The 22,818-nt window shown below is 70.3% G+C and carries 20 protein-coding genes, 1 tRNA gene, 1 pseudogene and 1 riboswitch; of the genes and pseudogenes, 9 read left to right on the top strand and 13 right to left on the bottom strand.

The genetic code is table 11. From position 1 onward, the window contains the following. The first annotated feature begins 184 nt into the window (after positions 1-184). The 3 genes from ACE101_RS03270 (at position 185) to ACE101_RS03260 (ending at position 3,087) form a co-directional block, all read left to right on the top strand. A complete protein-coding gene (locus ACE101_RS03270; protein WP_379126111.1) occupies positions 185-1,744 on the top strand; it encodes a UxaA family hydrolase in 1,560 nt (519 codons plus the stop codon). A 26-nt stretch (positions 1,745-1,770) separates the two neighbouring features. Continuing rightward, on the top strand, positions 1,771-2,046 hold the full coding sequence (locus ACE101_RS03265; protein ID WP_379126110.1) for a hypothetical protein: 276 nt from the start codon (positions 1,771-1,773) through the stop codon (positions 2,044-2,046). Between the two features lie 186 nt (positions 2,047-2,232). Then, positions 2,233-3,087: a fumarylacetoacetate hydrolase family protein gene (locus tag ACE101_RS03260; protein WP_379126109.1), complete on the top strand. Its 855-nt coding sequence runs from the start codon at positions 2,233-2,235 to the stop codon at positions 3,085-3,087. A gap of 195 nt (positions 3,088-3,282) precedes the next feature. Here the strand turns inward: ACE101_RS03260 and ACE101_RS03255 are convergent. The 8 genes and pseudogenes from ACE101_RS03255 to ACE101_RS03215 all read right to left on the bottom strand — a co-directional run. Next, a pseudogene (locus tag ACE101_RS03255) lies at positions 3,283-3,819 on the bottom strand (IS630 family transposase); the annotation flags it as partial. Positions 3,820-3,836: 17 nt separating this feature from the next. Further along, on the bottom strand, positions 3,837-4,256 hold the full coding sequence (locus ACE101_RS03250; RefSeq protein ID WP_379126108.1) for a winged helix-turn-helix domain-containing protein: 420 nt from the start codon (positions 4,254-4,256) through the stop codon (positions 3,837-3,839). Between the two features lie 877 nt (positions 4,257-5,133). Beyond that, positions 5,134-5,218 (bottom strand) — tRNA-Leu (locus tag ACE101_RS03240). Between the two features lie 89 nt (positions 5,219-5,307). Beyond that, positions 5,308-6,720, bottom strand: coding sequence for a 3-isopropylmalate dehydratase large subunit (gene leuC / locus ACE101_RS03235; protein WP_379126106.1), 1,413 nt, complete (start codon positions 6,718-6,720; stop codon positions 5,308-5,310). A gap of 141 nt (positions 6,721-6,861) precedes the next feature. Further along, positions 6,862-7,737 carry a carbohydrate ABC transporter permease gene (locus ACE101_RS03230; RefSeq protein ID WP_379126105.1) on the bottom strand — a complete coding sequence of 292 codons (876 nt, stop codon included), beginning with the start codon at positions 7,735-7,737 and terminating at the stop codon, positions 6,862-6,864. A gap of 11 nt (positions 7,738-7,748) precedes the next feature. Continuing rightward, entirely contained in the window at positions 7,749-8,693 is a 945-nt protein-coding gene (locus ACE101_RS03225; protein ID WP_379126104.1) for a carbohydrate ABC transporter permease, read from the bottom strand. 87 nt (positions 8,694-8,780) lie between these two features. Then, entirely contained in the window at positions 8,781-10,091 is a 1,311-nt protein-coding gene (locus tag ACE101_RS03220; RefSeq protein WP_379126103.1) for an ABC transporter substrate-binding protein, read from the bottom strand. 139 nt (positions 10,092-10,230) lie between these two features. Beyond that, a complete protein-coding gene (locus ACE101_RS03215) occupies positions 10,231-11,325 on the bottom strand; it encodes an ABC transporter ATP-binding protein (RefSeq protein WP_379126102.1) in 1,095 nt (364 codons plus the stop codon). Positions 11,326-11,586: 261 nt separating this feature from the next. Between ACE101_RS03215 and ACE101_RS03210 the strand changes: the two genes are divergently transcribed. From ACE101_RS03210 to ACE101_RS03200, 3 genes are all read left to right on the top strand, one after another. Beyond that, entirely contained in the window at positions 11,587-12,552 is a 966-nt protein-coding gene (locus ACE101_RS03210) for a 2-hydroxyacid dehydrogenase (RefSeq protein ID WP_379126101.1), read from the top strand. Continuing rightward, positions 12,549-13,328: an AprI/Inh family metalloprotease inhibitor gene (locus ACE101_RS03205; RefSeq protein ID WP_379126100.1), complete on the top strand. Its 780-nt coding sequence runs from the start codon at positions 12,549-12,551 to the stop codon at positions 13,326-13,328. The genes ACE101_RS03210 and ACE101_RS03205 overlap by 4 nt, the downstream gene beginning before the upstream one ends. Positions 13,329-13,397: 69 nt before the next feature. Beyond that, positions 13,398-14,591: an iron-containing alcohol dehydrogenase gene (locus ACE101_RS03200; RefSeq protein ID WP_379126099.1), complete on the top strand. Its 1,194-nt coding sequence runs from the start codon at positions 13,398-13,400 to the stop codon at positions 14,589-14,591. Positions 14,592-14,599: 8 nt separating this feature from the next. On the opposite strand, the gene ACE101_RS03195 is transcribed toward ACE101_RS03200, so the two are convergent. Further along, a complete protein-coding gene (locus ACE101_RS03195; RefSeq protein ID WP_379126098.1) occupies positions 14,600-14,746 on the bottom strand; it encodes a hypothetical protein in 147 nt (48 codons plus the stop codon). Between the two features lie 137 nt (positions 14,747-14,883). Further along, positions 14,884-15,076: riboswitch (cobalamin riboswitch) on the top strand. Positions 15,077-15,331: 255 nt separating this feature from the next. Here ACE101_RS03195 and ACE101_RS03190 point away from each other — a divergent pair. Continuing rightward, positions 15,332-17,446: a TonB-dependent receptor gene (locus ACE101_RS03190; protein ID WP_379126097.1), complete on the top strand. Its 2,115-nt coding sequence runs from the start codon at positions 15,332-15,334 to the stop codon at positions 17,444-17,446. Positions 17,447-17,453: 7 nt separating this feature from the next. Beyond that, positions 17,454-18,884: a PepSY domain-containing protein gene (locus ACE101_RS03185; protein WP_379126096.1), complete on the top strand. Its 1,431-nt coding sequence runs from the start codon at positions 17,454-17,456 to the stop codon at positions 18,882-18,884. A gap of 38 nt (positions 18,885-18,922) precedes the next feature. On the opposite strand, the gene ACE101_RS03180 is transcribed toward ACE101_RS03185, so the two are convergent. The 3 genes from ACE101_RS03180 to ACE101_RS03170 all read right to left on the bottom strand — a co-directional run bounded on the left by ACE101_RS03180 (position 18,923) and on the right by ACE101_RS03170 (position 21,273). Beyond that, positions 18,923-19,693, bottom strand: a complete 771-nt coding sequence (locus ACE101_RS03180; protein ID WP_379126095.1) for an SDR family NAD(P)-dependent oxidoreductase — start codon at positions 19,691-19,693, stop codon at positions 18,923-18,925. Between the two features lie 131 nt (positions 19,694-19,824). Then, the gene (locus ACE101_RS03175) at positions 19,825-20,745 is read right to left on the bottom strand and encodes a bestrophin family protein (RefSeq protein ID WP_379126094.1); all 921 of its coding nucleotides are present in this window, start codon (positions 20,743-20,745) and stop codon (positions 19,825-19,827) included. Between the two features lie 72 nt (positions 20,746-20,817). Beyond that, entirely contained in the window at positions 20,818-21,273 is a 456-nt protein-coding gene (locus ACE101_RS03170) for a lysozyme inhibitor LprI family protein (protein ID WP_379126093.1), read from the bottom strand. Between the two features lie 261 nt (positions 21,274-21,534). Here ACE101_RS03170 and ACE101_RS03165 point away from each other — a divergent pair, with 261 nt between their 5' ends. Then, positions 21,535-21,726, top strand: a complete 192-nt coding sequence (locus ACE101_RS03165; RefSeq protein ID WP_379126092.1) for a hypothetical protein — start codon at positions 21,535-21,537, stop codon at positions 21,724-21,726. Here ACE101_RS03165 and ACE101_RS03160 read toward each other — a convergent pair. Beyond that, complete coding sequence (locus tag ACE101_RS03160; protein WP_379126091.1) at positions 21,708-22,724, bottom strand: substrate-binding domain-containing protein; 1,017 nt, start codon at positions 22,722-22,724, stop codon at positions 21,708-21,710. The two genes, ACE101_RS03165 and ACE101_RS03160, sit on opposite strands and share 19 nt — an antisense overlap. Positions 22,725-22,818: the final 94 nt, after the last annotated feature.

The following is a 22,818-nucleotide window of genomic DNA, read 5'->3' as shown; positions in this document are numbered from 1 at the left end:
TCTGCGCGCGAGGCAAGCGGAAGCGCTGCAAGCAGCGCCGTTTTCCGCCCCCGTGCCGAGAACGGTTGACAGGCCGAAGTTGCATCCATTAAACGTCAGACATTCTGATGTTCAGGTGAAACTGAAACGAGCGCGGCGGATCGGCAGCCGCGCCGCACCGTCTCCACCATCGAGGAGGAAGCCCATGCATGAGCAAGCGCTGAGCGCGGACCGGAGCGCTCCCTCAATCCATCCCGTGATTCAGCTTCACCCGGCCGACAACGTGGTGATCGGCCGGGGCACCCTGCTGCCCGGTGCGCCGGCCGGAGGCGGTGTCACGGCGGTGCAACGCATTCCCCCAGGGCACAAAATCGCGGTGCGGCCGATCAAGAACGGCGAGCCGGTCCTCAAGTACAATCAAATCATCGGCTTTGCGACCCAGCCTATCGCTCCGGGCGAGCACGTGCACGTCCATAACATGGGAATGGGCGACTTCGACAAAGACTACGCTTATGGCGTGGACGCGAAGCCCACCGATTACTTCGCCGAGCCTGCGACATTCGAGGGTATCGTCCGCCCGGATGGACGCGTCGCGACGCGAAACTACATCGGCATCCTGACCTCCGTGAACTGCAGCGCTCATACCGCCGGCCTGATTGCCGACGCGTTCAAGCGCAACCCATTCACCGGCAACGACCCGCTGGCCGAGTTCCCGAACGTCGACGGCGTCGTCGCGCTCACTCACAAGACCGGTTGTGGCATGGGAGAGGGGGAGGAACTCGCCCTGCTGCGCCGAACACTCGCCGGCTACGCACGTCATCCGAATTTCTCCCACATCATCATGATCGGCCTCGGCTGCGAGGTGAACCAGATCGGCGAGATACTTCGCGAGCACAAGCTGACCGATCGCATCCGCAACATGGACATCCAGAGCATGGGGGGCACCCGCAAGACGGTGCAGGCAGGCCTCGACTTCGTGCGGGAGGTCCTGAAGGAGGCAAACGGCGTGAGCCGGCAGCCCGTCCCGGCCCATCATCTGAAGGTCGCGCTCCAATGCGGCGGCTCGGATGGGTACTCGGGTGTCTCCGCCAACCCGGCCCTCGGCATCGCGAGCGACCTGATCGTCCGCAACGGAGGCACCGTCATCCTGGCGGAAACCACCGAGTCGTACGGCGCCGAGCATCTCTTCACCCGCCGTGCGGTCAGCCGCGAGGTCGGCGAGAGGCTCGTCGGGTTGATGCGCTGGTGGGAGGAATACACCCGCAAGCACGGCTCCGAGATTAATGCGAACCCCTCCCCCGGCAACAAGGCGGGCGGGCTCACGACCATCATCGAGAAGTCGCTCGGGGCGATGGCGAAGGCTGGCAGCACGAACCTTGTCGACGTCGTCAAGTACGCCGAGGCGGTGACCAAGAGCGGCTTCGTCCTGATGGACACACCCGGCTTCGACCCCGTTGCCGCGACGGGTCAGGTTGCAGGCGGCGCGAACCTGGTCTGCTTCACCACGGGCCGCGGCAGCGTGTTCGGGTGCAAGCCGGCCCCCTCGGTCAAGATCGCGACCAACACACCCCTGTTCCAGCGCATGGAAGAGGACATGGACATCAACTGCGGAACGATCATCGACGGGTCGGAAACGATCCAAGAGGCTGGGCAGCGGATTTTCGAGCACATCCTGAGGGTCGCCTCGGGCGAGCGCACGAAGAGCGAGTCGTACGACGCCGGCTCGGCCGAATTCGCGCCCTGGCCGATCGGGGCAACCGTCTGAGACCCGTCGACGGAAGGGAGGCGCACATGGCTGACCGCGAGCGGCCGACGCATGCCGCAGATCCGGCGGGGCGAGCAGCGGAGGCCCGCAGCCTCGCCGAGAGGGGGCTGCACCACCAGGCAATCGGGCAACCCGAGGAGGCCGAGAGACTGCTGGCGCAGGCGCAGGAGCTCGATCCCGATACGGTCGCGGAGGTCCTGCTGGAGCACGACGCCGCACGGGCCCCTGACGCCCGCCTGCAGAACCAGGCGGACCAGGACGTGGAGAAGGTGCTGCCGAGGATCAAGCCCGGTCCCGCCTAGAGCGGCGCCCGATCACGTTGCAATCAGGCGCCGCTCTAGGTCTTTGATTTTACCGCATTTTCTGCGACGAACCGGGATCCATTTCGTCGGACAATGCTCTAGACGGCCACCAATACAAGTTCTGCCGCGCGTGCGGGACGCTGTCCCGCCGCAGCGGATGTCGTTTGCTCAAAAAGGAGACGAACTATGCAACTCCTGCGCTACGGTTCCCCCGGGCAGGAAAAGCCCGGTTTACTGGATGCCGACGGTCGAATTCGGGACCTGTCCGGCGAGATCCGGGACATCGATGGAGAGGTCCTCGCGCCGAGCACGCTTGCGCGCCTGTCCGGGCTCGACCCTGCAACGCTGCCCGTCGTGGACGGAACGCCCCGCCTTGGATGTCCCGTCGGCAAGGTCGGCAAATTCGTCGCCGTGGGCCTGAACTACGCCGATCATGCCGCCGAGGCGAACATGGCGCTGCCTCAGGAACCGATCGTCTTCTTCAAGGCGACCACCTGCATCGTCGGCCCCAACGACGACGTCATGCTCCCGCGCGGCTCGACCAAGAGCGACTGGGAGGTCGAACTCGGGATCGTCATCGGCCAGACGGCCCGTTCCGTGGACGAAGCCGAGGCGTTGGACCATGTCGCCGGCTACTGCCTCGTGAACGACGTCTCGGAGCGCGAGTACCAGCTGGAGCGCGGCGGCACCTGGGATAAGGGCAAGTGCTTCGACACGTTCGGCCCGATCGGTCCAGTTCTCGTCACCAAAGACGAAGTCGGAGATCCACAACAATTAGATATGTGGCTCGATGTTAATGGAGTAAGAATGCAGACTGGCAACACACGGACGATGGTCTTCAGCGTCGCCAAGCTGGTCAGCTACATCAGCAGCATCATGACCCTGCTTCCTGGCGACATCATCACCACCGGCACACCGCCAGGGGTCGGGATGGGCAAGAAACCCGCTCCGATTTATCTCAAGCCGGGCGACGTGATGAGTCTCGGTATTGAGAGACTCGGGCAGCAGCGGCAGATGGTCCGGGAGTGGAGCCGCGCCTGAGGCGCTCTTCGCCGGATCGAACGCCGGTCCGGCGCTAACGAGTATTTCACAGGAGGGGGCAAGCGGTGTGGCTGACCATACCGGTCAGCCACACCGCTATGCGAGCAACGCCGGCGTCACAGGCGGGCAGGAGACCATCGGCGCCCGATCTCGATTTCCTGACACGGGAACCCAACAGGTTCAATACCGCCGCACTTATGAACTGATCTGTTTCAGGTAGGGGTAGGCGCAGAGGGACTTGATGCGGCCGGTCTCTGCCGCGAGCGCAGTCCAGGCCCGGCAGCACGCCTCGACGACGGCCTCGTCGTCGGCGAGGAGCCGATGGGAGAGGTAGCGCTCGCGCAGGTAGAGCCAGACACGCTCGACCGGGTTCAGCTCGGGACTGTAGGGCGGCAGCGGCACGAGGGTGAGGTTGGGCGGGAGCGTCACCGCGCGCGGATCGTGCCAGCCCGCACCGTCCAGCACCATCACAGCGTGGGTGTCGGCTGGGATGCTGGCCGCAAAGTCGGCCAGGAAGCGATCCATGGCCTGAGTGCAGACCCGCGGCAGCACGAGGGCGAACTCCTCGCCTGTGGCGGGCCGCACGGCTGCGAAGATGTAGGCTGAGGCGAAGCGCTTGTCGCACAGCCCTGGTGGGCGTTGGCCGCGCACCCACCAGCGATGGCCGGTCCGGCCCTTCTGGCCCACGCGCGCCTCGTCCATGAACCAGAGCGCGATCGTCTTGTCCGGATGGGCTTGGGCCGCCGCCGCTACGGCGGTGCGAAGCCCCCTTTGGCGAAAGCGGCCGCCGCACGGGCGTTCCGCTTCGGGTGAACGGGCCTGGCCTTCTGCTTCGACAGCCCGAGCCGACGCACGACCCGCGACATGGATTGCGGGCACATCGTCTTGTCGAACCGCTCCTCGATGAAACGGCAGAGGTCCGGCAGCGTCCAACTCGACGGCTCCCCTTGCTCGGGATCTGGCCCAACCAGGATCCGATGCACCAGAACTGCTTGCTCACCCTCGCTGAGGATCTCTCGCCTGTGGCCGTGCGGACGATCCACCAGCCCGGCCAGCCCCTCGGCATTGAACCGGATCACCGCATCGCGCAGAGCTTGGCGCTCCATCCCGGCCGCCCGCGCCGCCTCGGCGCGGCTCATGCCTTCCAGCGCATTGGCGATCGCCAGCATCCGCTGCGCTGTCGAACGGCGAGGCTCTTTCCTGGCCCGCCGCCTCAACTCAGTCGGCGTCGCGACATCCTCCCGGATTGGCAAACCGCGTCCCATTCCGACCTCCCGCTCAGGCAGGAGCCAATTGAATCAGCTGCTTCCTTCCCGGGGAACACCCAGCCGAGTCACCTCAATCGCGCGCCGGTATAAGTGGCTGAAAAACCGTGTCTCCTTGAACATCCACGTGCTTCGTCCAACATGGCGGAACTGCGTCTGCCATGTCGCTGTCGGACATGTCGCTGTCGGAGCAGTGGTTCGTTCCAGGAGTCTTTCGGCTGAGTCGCCGGACTGGGTGGCAGCCTCCAAGTTCGCCAGCGCCGATGCAAAGCCCCTCCCCTCTTCCTCGGGAGTGCTCCTCACGCGAACCCACCCTTCAGGCGTGTGCTGCACGGCCACCGTCCGGTCCGCCCCGGCATCGGCCCAGGCACGATACAGGTCACTCGCGAGCGCCGTCCCCTGCTTGTGCGTCCGGGTTGCCGGAGCGGCTTTGCGGAGCGCCATCCCGTGCCGCTCGAAGGCTGCCGCAGCCTGGCCTTGGCGGATCCTGGCCTCGGCGGGGTCTCGGGTCCTGAGGGAGAACCGGACGCTTCGCATGGGCGGCGTGAACCGCACGCGAATGGTGTCGGAGCCAAGCGGCACGGTCAGCGTGCGATCTGCCATCAAGGGACGCACGTCGGCGGGGATGCGTTGGACGAATTGAGGGAGAGAGGAGCCGGACCGTTTCACCGGTCAAGCGAGCCCGAAGAGCATCTGACGCACGCCGTTGTATCAACGGTCGGCTCAGCGTATCGCTCTGAGGAGGCTCAACTTTCAGAGGCGTCAGGGCCTTCTAGAAAGTTGGTGCCCAGGAGAGGACTCGAACCTCCACGGCTTGCACCACTGGTACCTGAAACCAGCGCGTCTACCAATTCCGCCACCTGGGCCCGAAGCGCCGGTGGCGCCGCGGTGAGGGCTGTTTAGTGGGCGGCCGGCTCAGCGTCAACCAGGAAACTGAGCCGGCCGCAAAATTCCGTCACGCCGAACGCGGCCACTCGCGGATGTCGACGAAATGGCCGGCGACCGCCGCCGCCGCCGCCATCGCGGGCGACACGAGATGCGTGCGGCCCTTGTGGCCCTGGCGGCCCTCGAAGTTGCGGTTCGAGGTCGAGGCGCAGCGCTCGTGCGGCTTCAGCCGGTCTGCGTTCATGCCGAGGCACATCGAGCAGCCCGGCTCGCGCCAGTCGAAGCCCGCCTCGGTCAGGATCCGGGCGATGCCCTCAGCCTCCGCCTGCTGCTTCACCAGCCCCGATCCCGGCACCACCATGGCGCTCACGTTGGGATGGACCTTCCGGCCCTCCACCATGCGGGCGACGATGCGCAGATCCTCGATGCGCCCGTTGGTGCAGGAGCCGATGAACACCTTGTCGAGGCCGATCTCGGTGATCCTCTGCCCCGGCGCCAAGCCCATATAGGCCAGGGCCTGCTCCTTCGAGCGGCGGATGTTCTCGTCGGCGATCGCCGTCGGATCGGGCACCCGCCCCTGTACCGAGACCACGTCCTCGGGGCTGGTGCCCCAGGTCACGATCGGCGGCAGGTTCGCCGCGTCGAGCCGCACCTCGCGGTCGAAATGGGCGCCCTCGTCGCTGACGAGGCTCTCCCAATAGGCGCGGGCGCGGTCGAAGGCCTCGCCCTTGGGCGCCTTCGGCCGGTCCTTCACGTAGGCGAAGGTGGTCGCGTCGGGCGCCACCAGGCCGGCCCGGGCGCCGCCCTCGATCGACATGTTGCAGATCGTCATCCGGCCCTCCATCGAGAGAGCGCGGATCGCCTCGCCGGCATATTCCAGCACGTGGCCGGTGCCGCCCGCGGTGCCGATCTCGCCGATGATCGCCAGGATGATGTCCTTGGCGGTGACGCCGGCCGGGAGCGTCCCGTCCACCGTCACCCGCATGTTCTTGGCCTTCTTCTGGATCAGCGTCTGGGTGGCGAGCACGTGCTCCACCTCCGAGGTGCCGATGCCGTGCGCCAGCGCCCCGAAGGCGCCGTGCGTCGAGGTGTGCGAATCGCCGCACACGATCGTCTGGCCGGGCAGGGTGAAGCCCTGCTCGGGGCCGATGATGTGCACGATGCCCTGGCGCCGGTCGAGGGCGTCGTAATACTCGATGCCGAAATCGCGGACGTTGACGGCCAGGGTCTCGATCTGCGTGCGGCTCTCGGGATCCTCGATGCCGAAGCTGCGGTCCGAGGTCTGGACGTTGTGGTCGACGACCGCGAGCGTCTTCTCCGGATGGCGCACCCGCCGCCCGGCGAGACGAAGCCCCTCGAAAGCCTGGGGAGAGGTCACCTCGTGCACGAGGTGACGGTCGATGTAGAGGAGGCAGGTGCCGTCCGGCTGACGATCGACGACGTGGTCGTCCCAGATCTTGTCGTACAGGGTGCGCGGAGCCATGGCGGAATGGGCCTTGTCACGTTCTCTTTGGAGGACCGCGTCGCGGGATACGGTCCGTCCAGGATGTAGTCCGTCGCTCCGGCCGACGGAAGGGTGCTCGGCGCCGCAACGGATTGCGCCCCCCGCATGAGCCGGCGGCGGCTATTCCTTCACCGCCCCGGTCATGGCCGAGACGTAGTGCTCGACGAAGAACGAGTAGAGGATGACGAGGGGCAGCGAGCCGACCAGCGCGCCCGCCATCAGCGAGCCCCAGCGGTAGATGTCGCCGTCCACGAACTCGCTCACCACCGCCACCGGCACGGTCTTGTTCGGGGTCGAGGACAGGAAGGTGAGCGCGTAGATGAACTCGTTCCAGCACAGGGTCAGGGAGAAGATCCCGGCCGAGATCAGGCCCGGCACCGCGAGCGGCAGGATGATCCGGGTGAGGATCTGCCAGCGCCCGGCGCCGTCGATGAGGGCGCATTCCTCCAGCTCGTAGGGAATCGTCTTGAAGTATCCCATCAGGAGCCAGGTCGAGAACGGGATCAGGATGGTCGGGTAGACCAGGATCAGGGCGAGCGGCGAATCGAACAGCCCGTAGGCCTGGATGATGGTGGCGAGCGGGATGAACAGGATCGAGGGCGGCACCAGATAGGCGAGGAAGATCGCCGCGCCGACGAGCGCCGCGCCGCGGTAGCGGATGCGCACGATGGCGTAGGCGGCGAGCACGCTCGCGAACAGCGACAGGATGGTCGCCGCCACCGAGACCAGCATCGTGTTCCAGAGCCAGACCGGGTACTGCGTCTCGAACAGGAGCTTGGTGATGTGCTTGAGCGTCGGGGAGACCACGAAGAACGGGTTGTAGGTCTCCATGTCGATGAGCTGGTCGTCCGGTTTGATGGCGGTGAGCGCCATCCAGTAGAACGGGAACAGCAGCACCACGAGGATGATCCCGAGGGGCAGGTAGAGGGTGACCAGCCGGCGCGGCAGGGTCTCCAGATAGGCCATGCCCTCGGAATGGTCGGCAGCCTGAGCCATGACGCGTCTCCTCAACCGGACTGCCACTTGCGGTTCTGAAGGCCGAACCACGAGATCATGATGGCGAAGAGCAGGAAGGGCACCATCGCGGTGGCGATCGCCGCCCCCTCGCCGAGGCTGCCCGACAGGATGCCGCGCTGGTAGGACAGCGTCGCCATCAGGTGGGTGGAATTCACCGGCCCGCCGCGGGTCATGGCCCAGATCAGCTGGAAGTCCGTGAAGGTGAACAGCACCGAGAAGGTCATCACCACGGCGATGATCGGGGTGAGCAGCGGGAAGGTGATGTGGCGGAAGTTCTGCCAGGGCGTGGCGCCGTCGATGGTCGCCGCCTCGTAGAGCGAGGGCGACACGGTCTGCAGGCCGGCGAGCAGGGTGATCGCGATGAAGGGCACGCCGCGCCAGATGTTGGCGAAGATCACGCAGGTGCGCGCCCAGGCGGGATCGCCGAGGAAGTCGATGTTGCGCTCCAGCAGCCCGAGATGGCGCAGCGACCACGAGATGATCGAGAACTGGCTGTCGAAGATCCACCAGAAGGCCAGCGCCGAGAGCACGGTCGGCACCACGAAGGGGATCAGCACGATCGAGCGCAGGAGCGCCTTGAAGGGCAGCCGCCGGTTGAGGAGCAGCGCGAGGTAGAGGCCGATCGCGAACTTCGCCACCGAGGCGACGATCGTGTAGAGCAGCGTGTTGAACACCGAGAGCCAGAAGACGCCGTCGTCCCACAGCCACTCGTAGTTCTCGAGGCCGACGAAGGCCCCGCCCCGGCCGATGCGGGTGTCGGTGAAGGAGAGCCAGATGCCCTTCACCAGCGGGTAGGCGAGGAACAGGAGCAGGATCAGCGCCGCCGGCAGCATGAACCAGAAGCCGAGCCAGCCGCGATGGGCGCGCAGGCGGCTCCAGGCGGAGGCGCCGGCCCGGGCGGGGGCGACCGGACGGTCGAGGGCGAGGTCGGCCATGGGGGCCTCCAGCGACGAGAAGAGGAACGGCGTCCCGGGACCGGCCGCGCCCCTCCCGGGAGGGGCGCGGCCGGTCCGCTCGGGGCATCAGGCCGAGCGGAAGATGCGCTGGGCCTGCCGCTCCGCGGTGCGGATGGCGCCCTTCGCGTCCTCGCGGCCGGTGCAGTAGGCGGCGAACATGTCGACGATGACGAAGTCGGCGAGCACCGCCGCGATCTTCTCGCTCACCGGGGCGAGGCCGCCCGCCGCCAGCGTCCGGGTCGAGGCCTCGCCGAACACCTTGTTCTTCGGGTCCTTCGTCCAGATCGGGTTGTTGGCGTAGGCGTTCAGCGGATGGCAGAGGTAGCCCTGCGCCGCTTCCAGCCACGCATTGTAGTTCTGCGCCTCCAGCGCGAAGGCCATGAAGGCTTTGCAGGCGTTCGGCGACTTCGTGTAGGTGTAGGCCAGGATCGGGAAGGCGAGCTGGAACTCGGTCGGCTTGCCGGACTTGCCCACGGGGAAGACCGCGTGGTCCATGTCCTCGGCGATGTCCTTCTTCTCGGTCTTGGCCGCGGCGTAGATCGAGATGCCGTTATTGGTCAGGTAGAGATCGCCCGACAGGAACGCCTTGTTGTTCGAGGAATCGTTCCACGAGACCGTGCCGGGGATGAAGGTCTGATAGAGGTTCTTGACGTATTCCAGCGCCTTGGCGGTCTCCGGCGAGTTGATGATGATCTTCTCGTTGGCATCGACGAGGTAGGCGTCGTGCGACCACAGGGCCCAGTGCAGCCAGGAATTGCCGTCGCCGGTGGCGTGACCGAGCGCGAAGCCGGCCGGGGTGTTGTTCTTCTTCATGCCCCGGCACAGCTCCAGGAAGCCGTCGAGGTCCTCCGGGAACTTGCTGAACCCGGCCTTCTGCATGGCCGAGATGCGGTAGTTGAGGTAGCCGCCGTTGAAGGCGAGCGGGATCGCGATCCACTTGCCCTTGACCTTGCCGTAGGCCTCCGCCGCGGGCACCCAGCCGCCGTACTTCTTGCCGAGGTAATCCGCGACGTCGCCGACTTCCAGGCACTTCGACGGGAACAGGGCCGGGAAGGAGTAGAGGCCCCAGACCATGTCCGGCCCCTGGCCGGTATTGGCCGCCACCGACGCCTTGGGCTGGATGTCGTCGAAGGATTCGCTGGTGACGCTCACCGGCACGCCGGTCGCCTTGGTGAAGGCGTCGACGAGGCGCATGAAGGCCTCGTCCTCCGAGGGAATGAAGCGCTTCCAGCGCAGCAGCTTCAGGGAGGCGCCGGCCTCCGGCTTCCACTGGTTCTCCTGCGCCCAGGCACGGGCGAAGCCGTCGAGGCCCGCAGCCGCGGAGAGGCCGAGCGCGGCGCCCCCTTTCAGGATCGAGCGACGGTCGAAGGACGTCATCTGGCGTTTCTCCCGATAGTGCCGTGCGGGGTCGTTGCCCCGTGCTCGTGTCGTATCCGTATGGTCTGCGACGGGCGGAGGGATCTGGCGCCCCTCTCGCGGGAACGATCCGCCGGGCCGCCGGGGCGGCCCGGCGGCCTCACTGCAGGCGACGGCCGCTCTCGGCGTCGAACAGGTGGACGAGGGCCGGATCGGCCGTGATGGCGATGCGCTCGCCCGGGCCGGCGGCGATGCGCTCGCGGAAGACGCAGGCCATGTCGCGGCCGACCTCCTTCACGACGTCGGTGCCCGCGCCCTGCCCGGGCGGGCGCACCAGCACCAGGGTCTCGGACCCGGTGGGCTCCACCACCGCCACCTCCACCGGCACGCCGGCCGGATCGAGGCGCACGTGCTCGGGGCGCAGGCCGTAGACGGCCCGCAGGCCCTCCGCCGGCCGCGCGCCGCGGGTCGGCAGCGGCAGGACGAGGCCGCCATCGGTGCGGAAGCTCGTCCCCGTCACCGTGCCCTTCAGGAAGTTCATGGCCGGAGAGCCGATGAAGCCCGCCACGAACAGGTTGTCGGGCCGGTCGTAGAGGTCGAGGGGCGCGCCGATCTGCTCGACCACGCCGTCATGCATCACCACGATCTTGTCGGCCATGGTCATGGCCTCGATCTGGTCGTGGGTGACGTAGACCGTGGTGGTGCGCAGGCGCTGGTGCAGCTCCTTGATCTCCGCCCGCATGGCGACGCGCAGCTTGGCGTCGAGGTTCGAGAGCGGCTCGTCGAACAGGAAGACCTGCGGGTCGCGCACGATGGCCCGGCCCATGGCGACGCGCTGGCGCTGCCCGCCCGAGAGCTGGCGCGGGTAGCGGTCGAGGAGCTTCTCCAGGCCGAGGATCGCGGCGGCGCGGTTCACGCGCTCGCTGATCTCCTCCTTCGCCGCCTTCCGCAGCTTCAGCGAGAAGGCCATGTTGTCCCGCACGGTCATGTGCGGGTAGAGCGCGTAGTTCTGGAACACCATCGCGATGTCCCGCTCCTTGGGCGGCACCGCGTTGACGACCCGCGACCCGATCCGGATCTCGCCCGCCGTGATGTTCTCCAGCCCCGCGATCATCCGCAGGAGCGTCGACTTCCCGCAGCCCGAGGGGCCGACCAGGATCACGAACTCCCCGTCCTGGATGTCGATGGAGACGCCGTGGAGGATCGGCGTCGTGCCGAAGGATTTCTGTACGTTTCGAATCTCAAGTCCGGCCATCGCCTCGTTCCTCCCGTCGGTCAGGCCCCGGCCCGGAACGGCCGGCGGGGGAAGTCGACGGAGCGGCAGCGCTGCCACAGACAGGCGACAGAGGCGTGACGACGCGGTGCGTCGAGGCTCATGAGGTTTCCTTCCCTGGCGTCCGGGCGGCTTGCCGCCTCTCGTCGTTCGGGGCCATCATCGGTTGGCGAGGGCGCGAGATCAAGCGCCCCTCATCTGCATCCATCGTCGGATGCCGCGCCGGAAGCCGAGGAGACGCGCTTGAAGTCCACCGATCTGTTGATGCTGCGTCCGATGATGCCGCTCGTCACCGAGAATCTGGAGCGCCTGTTCACCCTGCACCGGGTCGAGCCGGGCGGGGATCCCGAGCGGCTGATCGCCGAGGTCGGGCCGCGGGCGAAGGGCATGGCGGTGAGCCACGTGCGGGTGGACGGGGCGCTCCTCGACCGGCTGCCGCAGCTCGAGATCGTCGCGAATTTCGGCGTCGGCTACGACACGATCGACGCCGCCGAATGCAACCGGCGCGGCGTGATGGTGACCAACACCCCGGACGTGCTCACCGACGAGGTGGCCGATCTCGCGGTGGGGCTGCTGCTCGCCACCGTGCGGCAGATCCCGCAGGTCGACCGCTACCTGCGGGCGGGGAAGTGGCTGGAGAAGCCCTATCCGCTCACCGGCACCCTGCGGGGGCGGCGCGTCGGCATCCTCGGCCTCGGCCGGATCGGGCGGGCCATCGCCCACCGGCTGGAGGCGTTCGGCGTCGCGATCGCGTATCACGGCCGCAGCCGGCAGCCGGACGTCGCCTACCCCTATCACGCGACGCTCCTCGACCTCGCGCAGGCGGTGGACGTGCTGATGGTGGTGGCGCCGGGCAGCCCCGAGACCCGGGGCATCGTCAACCGGGAGGTGCTGGCGGCGCTCGGCCCGGAGGGCATCCTGATCAACGTCGCCCGCGGCAGCCTCGTCGACGAGGCGGCGCTGATCCAGGCGCTGGAGGACGGCACCATCCAGAGCGCGGGCCTCGACGTCTTCGACGACGAGCCGCGGGTGCCGGCCGGGCTGATCGCGCAGGAACACACGGTGCTGCTGCCGCATGTGGGCTCGGCCTCCACGCATACCCGCGCGGCGATGGGCCAATTGGTTGTGGACAACCTCGTGTCGTGGTTCTCGGGCAAGGGACCGCTGACGCCCGTCGCCGAGACGCCCTGGCCACGGTCGGCGCCGTGATCCCGCGCCGCCCCGTCCTGGCGGCCCGCGGCGCCCTGGCGGCCGGCGCGGTCGTGGCGGCGGGCGCCGCCCTGGCGGTCCCGGCCGCCCGGGCGGATCCCGCCCGGCCGCGCACCGACGCGGAGGCGCAGGGCACCTGGACCTTGTCCCTCAACGGCAGCCACCGGCGCTGCGTCGTGACGCTGACGGGGGAGGCCGTCGCGGGCGGCCACGCCCTGCGCTTCCCGGCGGGCTGCCGGCGGGCGCTGCCGGTGCTCAACGGCCTCGCGGGCTGGCGGCTGGAGGACGGGGCGCTGCGGCTCCTCAGCGCGGAGGCGAAGGCGGTGCTCGACTTCGCCCTGACCGAGACCCCGGGCCCCCTCAAGGCGGAGGTGGGCCCGGCGGAGACCTACGGCCTCGAACCCGAGGGGCCGCGGGCCGCCCCCCCTCTCCCGCCCCCTCCCCCGCCGGTCACGCCCGCCGCCGCCACCCAGGCGGCCCCCGCGGCGGACGCCCCGGTGGCGGACGGGGTCGCGGGAGTCTACGCGCTCGACCGCTACGCCGAGAAGGATACCTGCCGGCTCGCCCTCGATCCCGGGGGCCTGCGGGTGCTGGAGGGCTGCCGCGACCTCGGCCTCACGGTGTTCGATCCGGTCTCCTGGCACTACGAGACGGGCCGGATCACCCTGGTCGCCCGGCGCGGGCACGTGGTGACGCTGGTTCCGGAGAGCGAGGGCCGCTGGCGGCGAGAGCCGCAGGCCGGCACCGCCTTCATGCTGCGGCGGGTGACGCCGTGACCCGCCCCTGACCTCGCTCCTTGGCCGGCGGGATGCCGCGCCCCTCTCTCACCCTCGCGAGATCACCCCATGACGCCCTTCACCTTCCAGACCTGCCCCAACATCCTGTTCGAGCCCGGCGCGAGCGCGAAGCTGCCCGGGATCATCGGATCGCTCGGGGCGCGGCGCGTCCTGCTCGTGACCGACCGGGGCGTGCGCGGCGCCGGCCTGACCGCGGCGGCGGAAGCGGCCCTCGCGGCCGCCGGCCTCGCCGTCACCGTCTACGACGCCGTGGTGGCCGATCCGCCCGCCGCCGTGATCGAGGCCGCGGCCGCGCAGGCCCGGGCGGAGGCGACGGACCTCGTGCTCGCGATCGGCGGCGGCTCGGCCCTCGATACGGCGAAGCTCGTCGCCTATCTGGCGCGGAGCGACGAGCCCCTCGAATCGCTCTACGGCGTCGGGCTGGCGAAGGGCCGGCGCCTGCCCCTGATCCTCGTGCCGACCACCGCCGGCACCGGCTCCGAGGTGACGCCGATCTCGATCGTGACGACGCCGAGCGACGAGAAGAAGGGCGTGGTCGCCCCCGCCCTCCTGCCCGACTGGGCGGTGCTCGACCCGGATCTCACCCTCGGCCTGCCCGCCCCGGTGACGGCGGCGACCGGCATCGACGCGATGGTGCACGCCATCGAGGCCTATACGAGCCGGCACCGCAAGAACCCGATGTCGGACCAGCTCGCCCGCCAAGCCCTGGCGCTGCTCTCGGCGCATATCCGCGCGGCCTGCCGGGACGGCGCCGACCGCGCGGCGCGGGGCGGCATGCTGCTCGGCTCGATGCTCGCCGGCATGGCCTTCGCGAACGCGCCGGTCGCGGCGGTGCACGCCCTCGCCTATCCGATCGGGGCGCTCTTCCACGTGCCGCACGGGCTCTCGAACGCCCTGGTGCTGATGGGGGTGATGCGCTTCAACCTGCCCGAGGCGCAGGGCCTCTACGCGGAACTCGCGCCGATCCTCGATCCCGCCGCGGCCGGGCTCGCCCCGGCGGAGGCCGCGGCCCGCTTCGTGGAGAGCCTCGGGGTGATCTGCCGCGAATGCGGCGTGCCGGCTTCCCTGGCGGCGGTCGGCATCGGCGAGGCGGATCTGCCGCGCCTCGCCGCGGATGCCATGAAGCAGACCCGGCTCCTCGTGAACAACCCGCGCGAGGTGGCCTACGCGGACGCCTTCGCGATCTACTCGGAGGCCCTGGACGGGCGCAGCCGCGCGGCGCCGGAGGCACCCCGCTCCTGAGGAGCCCGTCAGAGGACGAGCAGGACCAGAACCTCGGTGACCAGCGAGGCCGCGACGGCGATTCCGAGCAGCGTCAGGGTGGGCAGGTCGCCCGCCCGCGTGCGAACCGCCGGGCGGGCGGGCGGCACGGGCAGGGTCAGGACGTGAGCGGTCATCGGAGGATCCTCGACAGGGACGGCCGGGATGGCGTCGTCGGGGATCGTTCTCACCGGCCGGGCACGCCGCCGCCTTGATCCGGATCAAGCCCCGGCACCGGCACCGGGCAACGATTGACCCCAACCTTCCCCTGAGGCTAAGCTTCGCGGCGACGGTTCCCCTCGGGGATCAAAAGGGAACGTGGTGAGGGCGCAGGCCCGAAGCCGCGGCTGCCCCCGCAACTGTGAGCGGCGAGCCCTCCATCACGACGTCACTGGGGCCATCCCTGGGAAGACGATGGGGGGTGCTGACCCGCGAGCCAGGAGACCTGCCGTCAGCCGTGGTCACACGCGAGCACGCCGGGCGGGGTGTCCTGGTGGGAGCCGGATCGGGCGCGAAGCGGCCGTGCGGCTGCGTTCGCGGTGACGTGCCACACCCGTCCTCCGCCCGCCGTGACCGCTGCCGCCCGCCGACCCGAATCCCGAACCGATGCCGCAGGGCGATCGGCCAGGGCTGCCCGTCGGTCCCGGGTATGTAACTTTATAACGTTACATCCCTTGCCAGCTCGGCTACGGAAGGGGACGACGGCCCGCTTCGGATCCCCCATGCCCGCGCTTCGCGCCTCCTCCCCGCTCTTCGCCCTCCTCCTCGCCGCGCCCGCCGGCGCGCAGGAGATCGCCCTCGACACGATCGACGTGGCCGGCCGCTTCCGCGAGGGTCCGCCCCCCGGCCTCGCCCTCGAGACGCCGGCCCGCTCCGGCAGCCGCCTCGGCCTGACCCCGCTCCAGACCCCGGCCAGCATCGACGTGATCTCGGGCGAGACCATCCGCGCCCGCGGCCAGACCACCATCGCGGATGCGGTGACGCAGAACGCCACCGGCATCACCAGCATCGCGGCGCCCGGGAACGGCAACCTCTCCTTCACCAGCCGGGGCTTCGCCGGGGCGGGCTCGGTGCAGCAGCTCTACGACGGCACGCGGCTCTATGTCGGGGCGGGCACCGTCACCTTCCCGTTCGATCCCTGGTCGGCGGAGCGGATCGAGGTGCTGCGCGGCCCGGCCTCCGTGCTCTACGGCGAGGGCGCCATCGGCGGCGTGATCAACGTGGTGCCGAAGAAGCCGGTCTTCACGCCCGTGAACGAGGCCCAGGCCGCCCTCGGCTCGGACGGCACGGCGCGGCTCGCCCTCGATTCGGGCGGCCCCATCGGCGAGGCGATGGCCTATCGCGTCACCGTCAGCGGCAACCGCGCGGATGGCTGGATCCGGCCGGACGGCGATTTCCGCAACCTCGCGGTCTCGGGCGCGGTGACGCTCCGGGCCGCCCCCGACCTCAGCTTCACCCTCTCGCACGACCTCGGCACCAACGAGCCCGCCCGCTACTGGGGCTCGCCGCTCATCGACAACCGCGTGCCGGAGCGCATCCGCTTCACCAACTACAACGTCCAGGACGCGCGCATCGCCTGGCTCGACAACTGGACGCAGCTGCGCACCGAGTGGACCCCGAGCGCGGATATCACGATCCGCAACACCGCCTACCGGCTCTCCACCGAGCGGCACTGGCGCGACGTGGAGCAGTACACCTACCTGCCGGCCACGGGCCGGGTCAGCCGCAGCGACTACATCGAGATCCTCCACCATCAGGAGCAGGTCGGGAACCGCTTCGACGCCACCTACCGCCACAGCCTCTTCGGCCTGCCGAACACCGTGGTGGCGGGCTTCGACGTGAACCACGTCGCCTTCGCGCGCGACAGCAACACGCCCTTCGACGGCGAGACCACCGTCGATCTCCTGCGCCCGGTGCCGGGCTCCTTCCTCAACCTCGCCGGCACCCGCCGGGACATCATCTCGCGGATGAACCAGGCCTCGGTCTTCGCGGAGGACCGGCTGGAGCTGACGCCGCAGCTCGCGCTGATCTCCGGCGTGCGCTTCGATTCCCCCACCGTCACGGTGGAGCGGCCGCTCGCCGGCACGGCCTTCACCAAGACCTTCGAATCCCTCAGCTACCGCTTCGGCGCGGTCTACAACCCGGTTCCCGACCTCGCGCTCTACGCGCAATACGCCACCGCGGCCGATCCGCTGGGCAGCCTGATCACCACGAGCGTGTCGCAGGCGCAGTTCAACCTCGCCACGGGCGAGCAGATCGAGGCGGGCGCGAAGGGGATCTTCGCCGGCGGCCGGGGCGAGTGGACGCTCGCCGCCTACCACATCGCCAAGGACAACCTCCTGGTGCCCGACCCCGACCGTCCGACCGTGTCGCGGCAGGTCGGCCGCCAATCCTCGCGGGGCGTCGAGGCCGCCCTGGCCTTCGCCCTCGACGATCACTGGCGGATCGAGGCCAACACCGCCCTGCTCCAGGCCCGCTACGACGCCTTCTCCCAGCCGGTGAACGGGACCGTGGTGTCGTACGCCGGCAACGTGCCGGTCGACGTGCCGGAGCGCGTCACCAATGTCTGGGTCGCCTACGCCTTCGCCCCGGGCTGGGTGGCGCGGCTCGGGATCAACAATGTCGGGCCGGTCTTCAGCGATTTCGCCAACAGCGTGCGCCGGCCGGGCTACACCCTGGTCAATGCCAGTCTCGACCGGCAGGTGACGCCGGATTCACGCCTGTCGCTGCGCGGCTACAACCTCACGGACAAGATCTACGCCGTGTCGGGCAACACCAATTCCTGGCTCCTCGGCCAGCCGCGCTCGATCGAGATCGCCTATCTGGTGCGGTTCTGACGTGCCGGTGCGCAAACGCCTGAAGCGCTGGCTGCATCTCGGCCACCGCTGGCTCGGCATCGCGACCGGGCTGTTCTTCGCGGTCTGGTTCGTGTCGGGGCTGGTGATGCTGTTCGTCGGCTTCCCCGCCCTCACGGAAGCCGAGCGGCGGGCGGCCCTGCCGCCCCTCGCCCTCGACGCGGTGCGGATCGGGCCGCAGGAGGCGCTGGCGCGGGCGGGGGCCACGGCCTTCCCCGCCGCCCTCGCCCTTTCCATGAGCGGCGACGAGCCGGTCTACCGCCTCGTCGGCCCGGATGGCCGCCGGCAGGTGCTGTCCGCGGTCACCGGCGCGCCGGTGGCGCCCCTGACCGCCGAGACCGCCCTCGCGCTCGCCCGCCGCCATCCCGCGGCCCGGTCGGTCGCGGATCTCGGCACCGTGGAGCGCGACCAGTGGACCGTCACGGCGCGCCACGATCCCGCGCGCCCGTTCCGGCTGGTGGCGCTCGGCGATCCGGCCGGGACGGAGCTCTACCTCTCCGAGGCGACCGGCGAGATCGCCCTCGACACCACCCGGGCGGAGCGGACATGGGGCTGGGTCGGGACGGTGCCGCACTGGATCTACTTCACGCCCCTGCGGGCCGAGGCCGCGCTCTGGCGGCAGGTGGTGCTCTGGCTCTCCGGCCTCTGCGTGGTCGCGGCTCTGAGCGGCATCATCCTCGGCTTCCTGCGCCTGCGGCGGGACCGGCTCACCCCCTATCGGGGCTGGCGGGCGTGGCACCATGGGGCCGGGGTGGTGGGCGGGCTCGCGGTCGTGACCTTCATCTTCAGCGGCTGGATGTCGATGAACCCGAACCGCTGGGTCGGTCCGCGGATGCCCGACGCCGCGGCGCTCGCCCGCTACGCGGGACGGACCGCCCCGGCCTTTCCCCTGGATCGCGCGGCGCTCGCCGGGATGCCGCCGGGCACGGTCGAGCTGCGCTTCGGCTTCCTCGGCGGCGAGCCCCTGGTGCTGGCGGCCGGGCCGGAGGGCCTGCGGCCCTGCTGCGGCACGGCCGTGACGCCGGAGCGCATCCTCGCGGCGGCGCGGGACCTCGTGCCGGAGGCCGCCCTCGCGGTGCAGCACCTCGACGCACCCGACGCCTATTGGTCGGACCGGCACGGGGCGCCGCGCCTGCCGGTGCTGCGGCTCGTCTTCGCGGACGAGGCCGCGACCTGGATCCACGTCGATCCGGCGACCGGCGAGATCCTGGGGCGGACCGACCGCGGCGGCCGGGCGAACCGCTGGCTGTTCGCGGCCCTGCACACCCTCGATGTCGGGCCGCTCCTCGACCACCCGGCCGCCCGTCGGACCGTCATCATCGGGCTGAGCCTCGTCGGGCTGGTCGTCTCGGCGAGCGGCGTCGTGCTCGGCTGGCGCCGGCTGCGCCATCGCGGCCGGCAGCCGCGGCCGGCGCGGTGACGGCCGCCGGGCCGGCGCGGGCCCGGCGTCCCGCCCGCTCAGCCCCGCTTCACCGCGAAGGGCGCGAAGGCCTGCATCACCGGCATCATCTGCATGCGGTTGATGTTGAGGTGGCGCGGCAGGATGCAGGACCAGAAGATCGTCTCGGCGATGTCCTCGGCGGACATCGAGGTCATGCCCGCATAGGTCTGGGCCGCCTTGTCGGCATCGCCCTGGAAGCGCACCAGCGAGAACTCGGTCTCGGCCATGCCGGGCTCGATGTTCGTCACCCGCACGTTCTTGCCGAGAAGGTCGGAGCGCAGGTTGAGGGCGAGCTGCTTCACGTAGGCCTTGGTCGCCCCGTAGACGTTGCCGCCCGGATAGGGATAGTCGCCCGCCACCGAGCCGAGGAGCACGACGTGGCCCTCGTCGCGCGCCACCATGCCCGGCAACAGCGCCCGCACCGTGTAGGTGAGGCCGTTGACGTTGGTGGCGATCATCCGGTCCCAATCGTCGAGATCGGCCTCGTGCGCCGGAGAGAGGCCGAGGGCGAGCCCCGCATTGGCGATGCAGACATTGGGGGCGTCGAAGCCCGGCGGCAGGGATTCGACCGCGGCGAGGACCGCCGCGCGGTCCGTCACGTCGAGCTCCATCACGTGGCAGCGCTCGCCGAGTTCGGCCTTGAGGGCGTCGAGCCGGTCGCGGCGGCGGCCGGTGCCGATCACCCGCGCCCCGGCCTCCGCGAAGCGGCGGCAGAGCGCGGCGCCGAAGCCGGCGGTGGCGCCGGTGACGAACACGGTGAGGGTCGCGGGGTCGAGCATGGGGATCATCGTCGAGGAACTCCGGCTGATGCGCGGCCGACCATAGGGCGGACCTCGGGTGAAGTGGAGCGAGCCCGCGCCGCGGCGATCGGGCTCGACGGGGTTTTCAAGCGCGGTTTCGCGCCCGCGGCCCGCCGGGATCAGGGCAGGACGTGGTTCTCGGGTACGACGAGGGGCGGCAGAGGCTCCCCCAGCGCGTCGCAGACGACGCGCTCGACCATGCGCAGCATCGCGTCGAGGGGCAGGTCGTTCGGCTCGGTGCCGAAGGGCTCCTCCAGCTCGTCCCCCAGGGCGTCGAGCCCGAAGAAGGTGTAGGCGACGAGGGCGGCCACGACCGGCGTCGCCCAGCCGAGCGAGGCGGCGAGCCCGAAGGGCAGGAGCAGGCAGTAGACCCACGCCGTGCGGTAGAGGAGCAGCGTGTAGGCGAAGGGCAGCGGCGTCGAGTGGATGCGCTCGCAGGCGGTGTGGATCTGCGAGAGGGCGGCGATCCGGGTCTGCGCCTGCGCGAACAGGATGTCGCCGATGGCGCCGCGCCGCAGGGCCGCGGCGAGGTCGGCCGAGAGCGCGCAGAGGATGGCGTCGGTGGGGCTGGCGCGGGCGGCGAGCGCCTCCGCCTCCCCGGCCGGCAGCCAGGAGGCCGCCGCCGCGGCCTCGTCGTGGCCGCGCAGGCGGGCATGGAGGGCGCCCGCGAAGCCCGCGATCCGCCGCAGGGCGACGCGCCGGGCCGTCGCCTCCTCGGGGCCGGGCAGGAGCACGCCGATCAGCCGCGCGAGGTCGCGGGCCTCGGCGATCAGCGCCCCCCAGAGCTTCCGCGCCTCCCACCAGCGGTCGTAGCAGGTGTTGTTGCGGAAACTGAGGAAGATCGAGAGGGCGAGCCCCACCAGGGTGAAGGGGCCGATGCCCTCGGCGCCCGGGAAGGGCTGCGGCCAGTGGCGCTCGACGGCGACCACGAGGCAGGCGGCCAGCGTGATGCCGGCCACCGGCCGCGCCACCTTCGGCAGGATCGAGCCCTGAAGCGTGAACAGAACCTGGATCAGGCCGGGACGGGGCCGGACGACCATCGTGCTACCTCGCGGCGAACGCCGTCTTGCCGGGCGTCATCCGGTTTCCGAACGGACCGTCCGGAAACCGGATCAGCCGCGCAGCTCGTTGATGCGGGCCACCAGCTGCCGGACCTTGCAGGCGGAGGCGATCTGCCCCGCCGCCGAGCCGCCGTGCAGGTCGAAATCATAGAGGCCGTCGCAGTGGAGCCGGTGGTATTCCTCGAAGGCCGCCTGCGCCGCCAGGAAGGCCTTGCGCCACGCCTCGGCATCGGCCGGGCCGGCGAGGCTGCCGGGGCTCGGCGGCCGGCGGGCCACCGCGTCGATCGCCGCGAGCTTGCGGTCGACCGCCTCCTTCATCTGCCGGCCCAGATCCTTGGCGGCATCGTCCAGGCAGGCCCCCTTCTGGTACTCCGGCAACCGGGACCCGCTGCACTTGCGGAAGATCGGCGCCGCCGAGAGCGCGTCGGCCGGGGCATAGGGATCCTCGGCGGCCGCGGCGGCCGGGCCGAGGGCCAGGAAGAGAACCAGGATCGCCGCACCACGCATGAAGGCCCCCGCGCTTGTCGCGGCCGAGCTTACGCCAAATGGAGGGCGCGGGCAGCGCATCGTTGTCGTTTCGGAGAGGCGGCGGGCTCCGGAGGCGGAGGCCCCAAGGGCGGCCGCCCGGAAACGCCGTGGAAGCGACAGATCGCTAAACCCGGACTGGAATAATCCTCTCCCGGCACGGTCTCATCACCGGTCGATCATGTCCGTCGGCGGAATGCGCCCGCCATCCCACCGAAGCTCCTGGCTGACGACAGTGCAGCGATGCTGCGGCTGCCGGAACGCGACTTTCAGGATGATTCCCAAGTCACGGTGATCGGCAGGCGCATCCTCGGCGGCAGCTCGGCGGCGCCGATCCAGCTCGCCACCGAGATCGCCGAGGCGCATCACGAGCGCCGGGACGGCACCGGCTGTCCGAACGGCCTCGCCGGCGCGGCTCAGCCCGGCGGCCGGTAGCCGGGCAGGGCGGCGGCGCGCCGGGCGGCCTCGCCGGCCAGCCGGTCGAGCGGCCCGGTCTGGAGGGTGGCGCTCGCCGCGAGATAATAGACCTCCCAGCCCATCGACAGGAAGGTGAGGCCGAAGCGCTCCGCCGCCGCCCGGGCGCCGAGGCCCGCATCGGCCGCGCCCGAGGCGATCACGGCGGCGACCGCTTGGTGGGTGAACTCCTCCACCCCGTAGCCGCGCAGGCTCGCGGCCGGGATCCCGTGCTCGGCGAGGAGCCGGTCGAACCAGCGCCGGGTGCCCGAGCCCTTCTGGCGGTTGACGATGCGCGCCCCCCGGGCGGCGAGATCGGCGAGCGTGCGGATGCGGAGCGGGTTGCCGGCCGCGAGGAGCAGGCCCTGCTCGCGGGCGAAAAGCGGCCGCAGCACGATGCCCGGATCCGCCGCGAGATCCGCGAAGGGCGCCCCCGCCTCGGTGGGCGCGAGCGGGCCGCAATGGAACCCCGCCGCATCCGCCTGCCCCTCGATCAGCTGGGCGACCGCCTCCTCGCTGCCGGCCACCGCCACGTCGCCGGCCTGCAGCTCGGCGATGAGGTCCATCAGCAGCGGGTCGTGGCTCGCCGCGATCCGCAGCGGGCGGGACGCCCCGAGGAGGTCGCGCAGCCGCATCTCCAGGGCGCGGCCCTCCCGGGCGAGGGCCGGCTCCAGCCCGGCCGCCGCGGCCCCGAGGGCCGCCCGCAGGGCGAGGCCGTCCGGGGTCAGGGCGGAGCCGTGCCCGCGGGTCTTCTGCACCAGAGGCCGGCCGAACCCGGCTTCGAGCCCGCGCAGCCGGTCCCAGGCCGCCCGGTAGGAGAGGCCGAGCGTCGCGGCGAGCCCCTGCACCGAGCCGCTGCGCGCGATGGCATCGAGCAGGGCCGCCGCATCGGCCACCGCCACCGTGCGGTCCCCCAGCCGGATCGCCCCGCCGAGGACGAGATCGACCGTCACGGCCGTCTCATCGGAAGTCCGGTTCATATTGAGCGCGCCGCAACGCTGGAATACTGCCGATGATGATCGGCCCCGACGGGCCGTGCGGCAGGCCGTGATGCTGGTGCCACCCGAGACATCT

It is taken from the genome of Methylobacterium carpenticola (assembly GCF_042748905.1).
Classification (GTDB): Bacteria; Pseudomonadota; Alphaproteobacteria; order Rhizobiales; family Beijerinckiaceae; genus Methylobacterium; species Methylobacterium carpenticola.
The sequence above is the reverse complement of the archived record's forward strand: the minus strand, read 5'-3'. Positions and strand labels throughout refer to the sequence as shown.

Bases quoted from the DNA above. Each gene is read 5' to 3' on its own strand.
- ACE101_RS03270 (WP_379126111.1), top strand. From the start codon at position 185: ATGCATGAGCAAGCGCTGAGCGCGGACCGGAGCGCTCCCTCAATCCAT.
- ACE101_RS03265 (WP_379126110.1), top strand. From the start codon at position 1,771: ATGGCTGACCGCGAGCGGCCGACGCATGCCGCAGATCCGGCGGGGCGA.
- ACE101_RS03260 (WP_379126109.1), top strand. From the start codon at position 2,233: ATGCAACTCCTGCGCTACGGTTCCCCCGGGCAGGAAAAGCCCGGTTTA.
- ACE101_RS03250 (WP_379126108.1), bottom strand. From the start codon at position 4,256: ATGCTGGCGATCGCCAATGCGCTGGAAGGCATGAGCCGCGCCGAGGCG.
- leuC (WP_379126106.1), bottom strand. From the start codon at position 6,720: ATGGCTCCGCGCACCCTGTACGACAAGATCTGGGACGACCACGTCGTC.
- ACE101_RS03230 (WP_379126105.1), bottom strand. From the start codon at position 7,737: ATGGCTCAGGCTGCCGACCATTCCGAGGGCATGGCCTATCTGGAGACC.
- ACE101_RS03225 (WP_379126104.1), bottom strand. From the start codon at position 8,693: ATGGCCGACCTCGCCCTCGACCGTCCGGTCGCCCCCGCCCGGGCCGGC.
- ACE101_RS03220 (WP_379126103.1), bottom strand. From the start codon at position 10,091: ATGACGTCCTTCGACCGTCGCTCGATCCTGAAAGGGGGCGCCGCGCTC.
- ACE101_RS03215 (WP_379126102.1), bottom strand. From the start codon at position 11,325: ATGGCCGGACTTGAGATTCGAAACGTACAGAAATCCTTCGGCACGACG.
- ACE101_RS03200 (WP_379126099.1), top strand. From the start codon at position 13,398: ATGACGCCCTTCACCTTCCAGACCTGCCCCAACATCCTGTTCGAGCCC.
- ACE101_RS03195 (WP_379126098.1), bottom strand. From the start codon at position 14,746: ATGACCGCTCACGTCCTGACCCTGCCCGTGCCGCCCGCCCGCCCGGCG.
- ACE101_RS03190 (WP_379126097.1), top strand. From the start codon at position 15,332: ATGCCCGCGCTTCGCGCCTCCTCCCCGCTCTTCGCCCTCCTCCTCGCC.
- ACE101_RS03180 (WP_379126095.1), bottom strand. From the start codon at position 19,693: ATGATCCCCATGCTCGACCCCGCGACCCTCACCGTGTTCGTCACCGGC.
- ACE101_RS03175 (WP_379126094.1), bottom strand. From the start codon at position 20,745: ATGGTCGTCCGGCCCCGTCCCGGCCTGATCCAGGTTCTGTTCACGCTT.
- ACE101_RS03170 (WP_379126093.1), bottom strand. From the start codon at position 21,273: ATGCGTGGTGCGGCGATCCTGGTTCTCTTCCTGGCCCTCGGCCCGGCC.
- ACE101_RS03165 (WP_379126092.1), top strand. From the start codon at position 21,535: ATGCTGCGGCTGCCGGAACGCGACTTTCAGGATGATTCCCAAGTCACG.
- ACE101_RS03160 (WP_379126091.1), bottom strand. From the start codon at position 22,724: ATGAACCGGACTTCCGATGAGACGGCCGTGACGGTCGATCTCGTCCTC.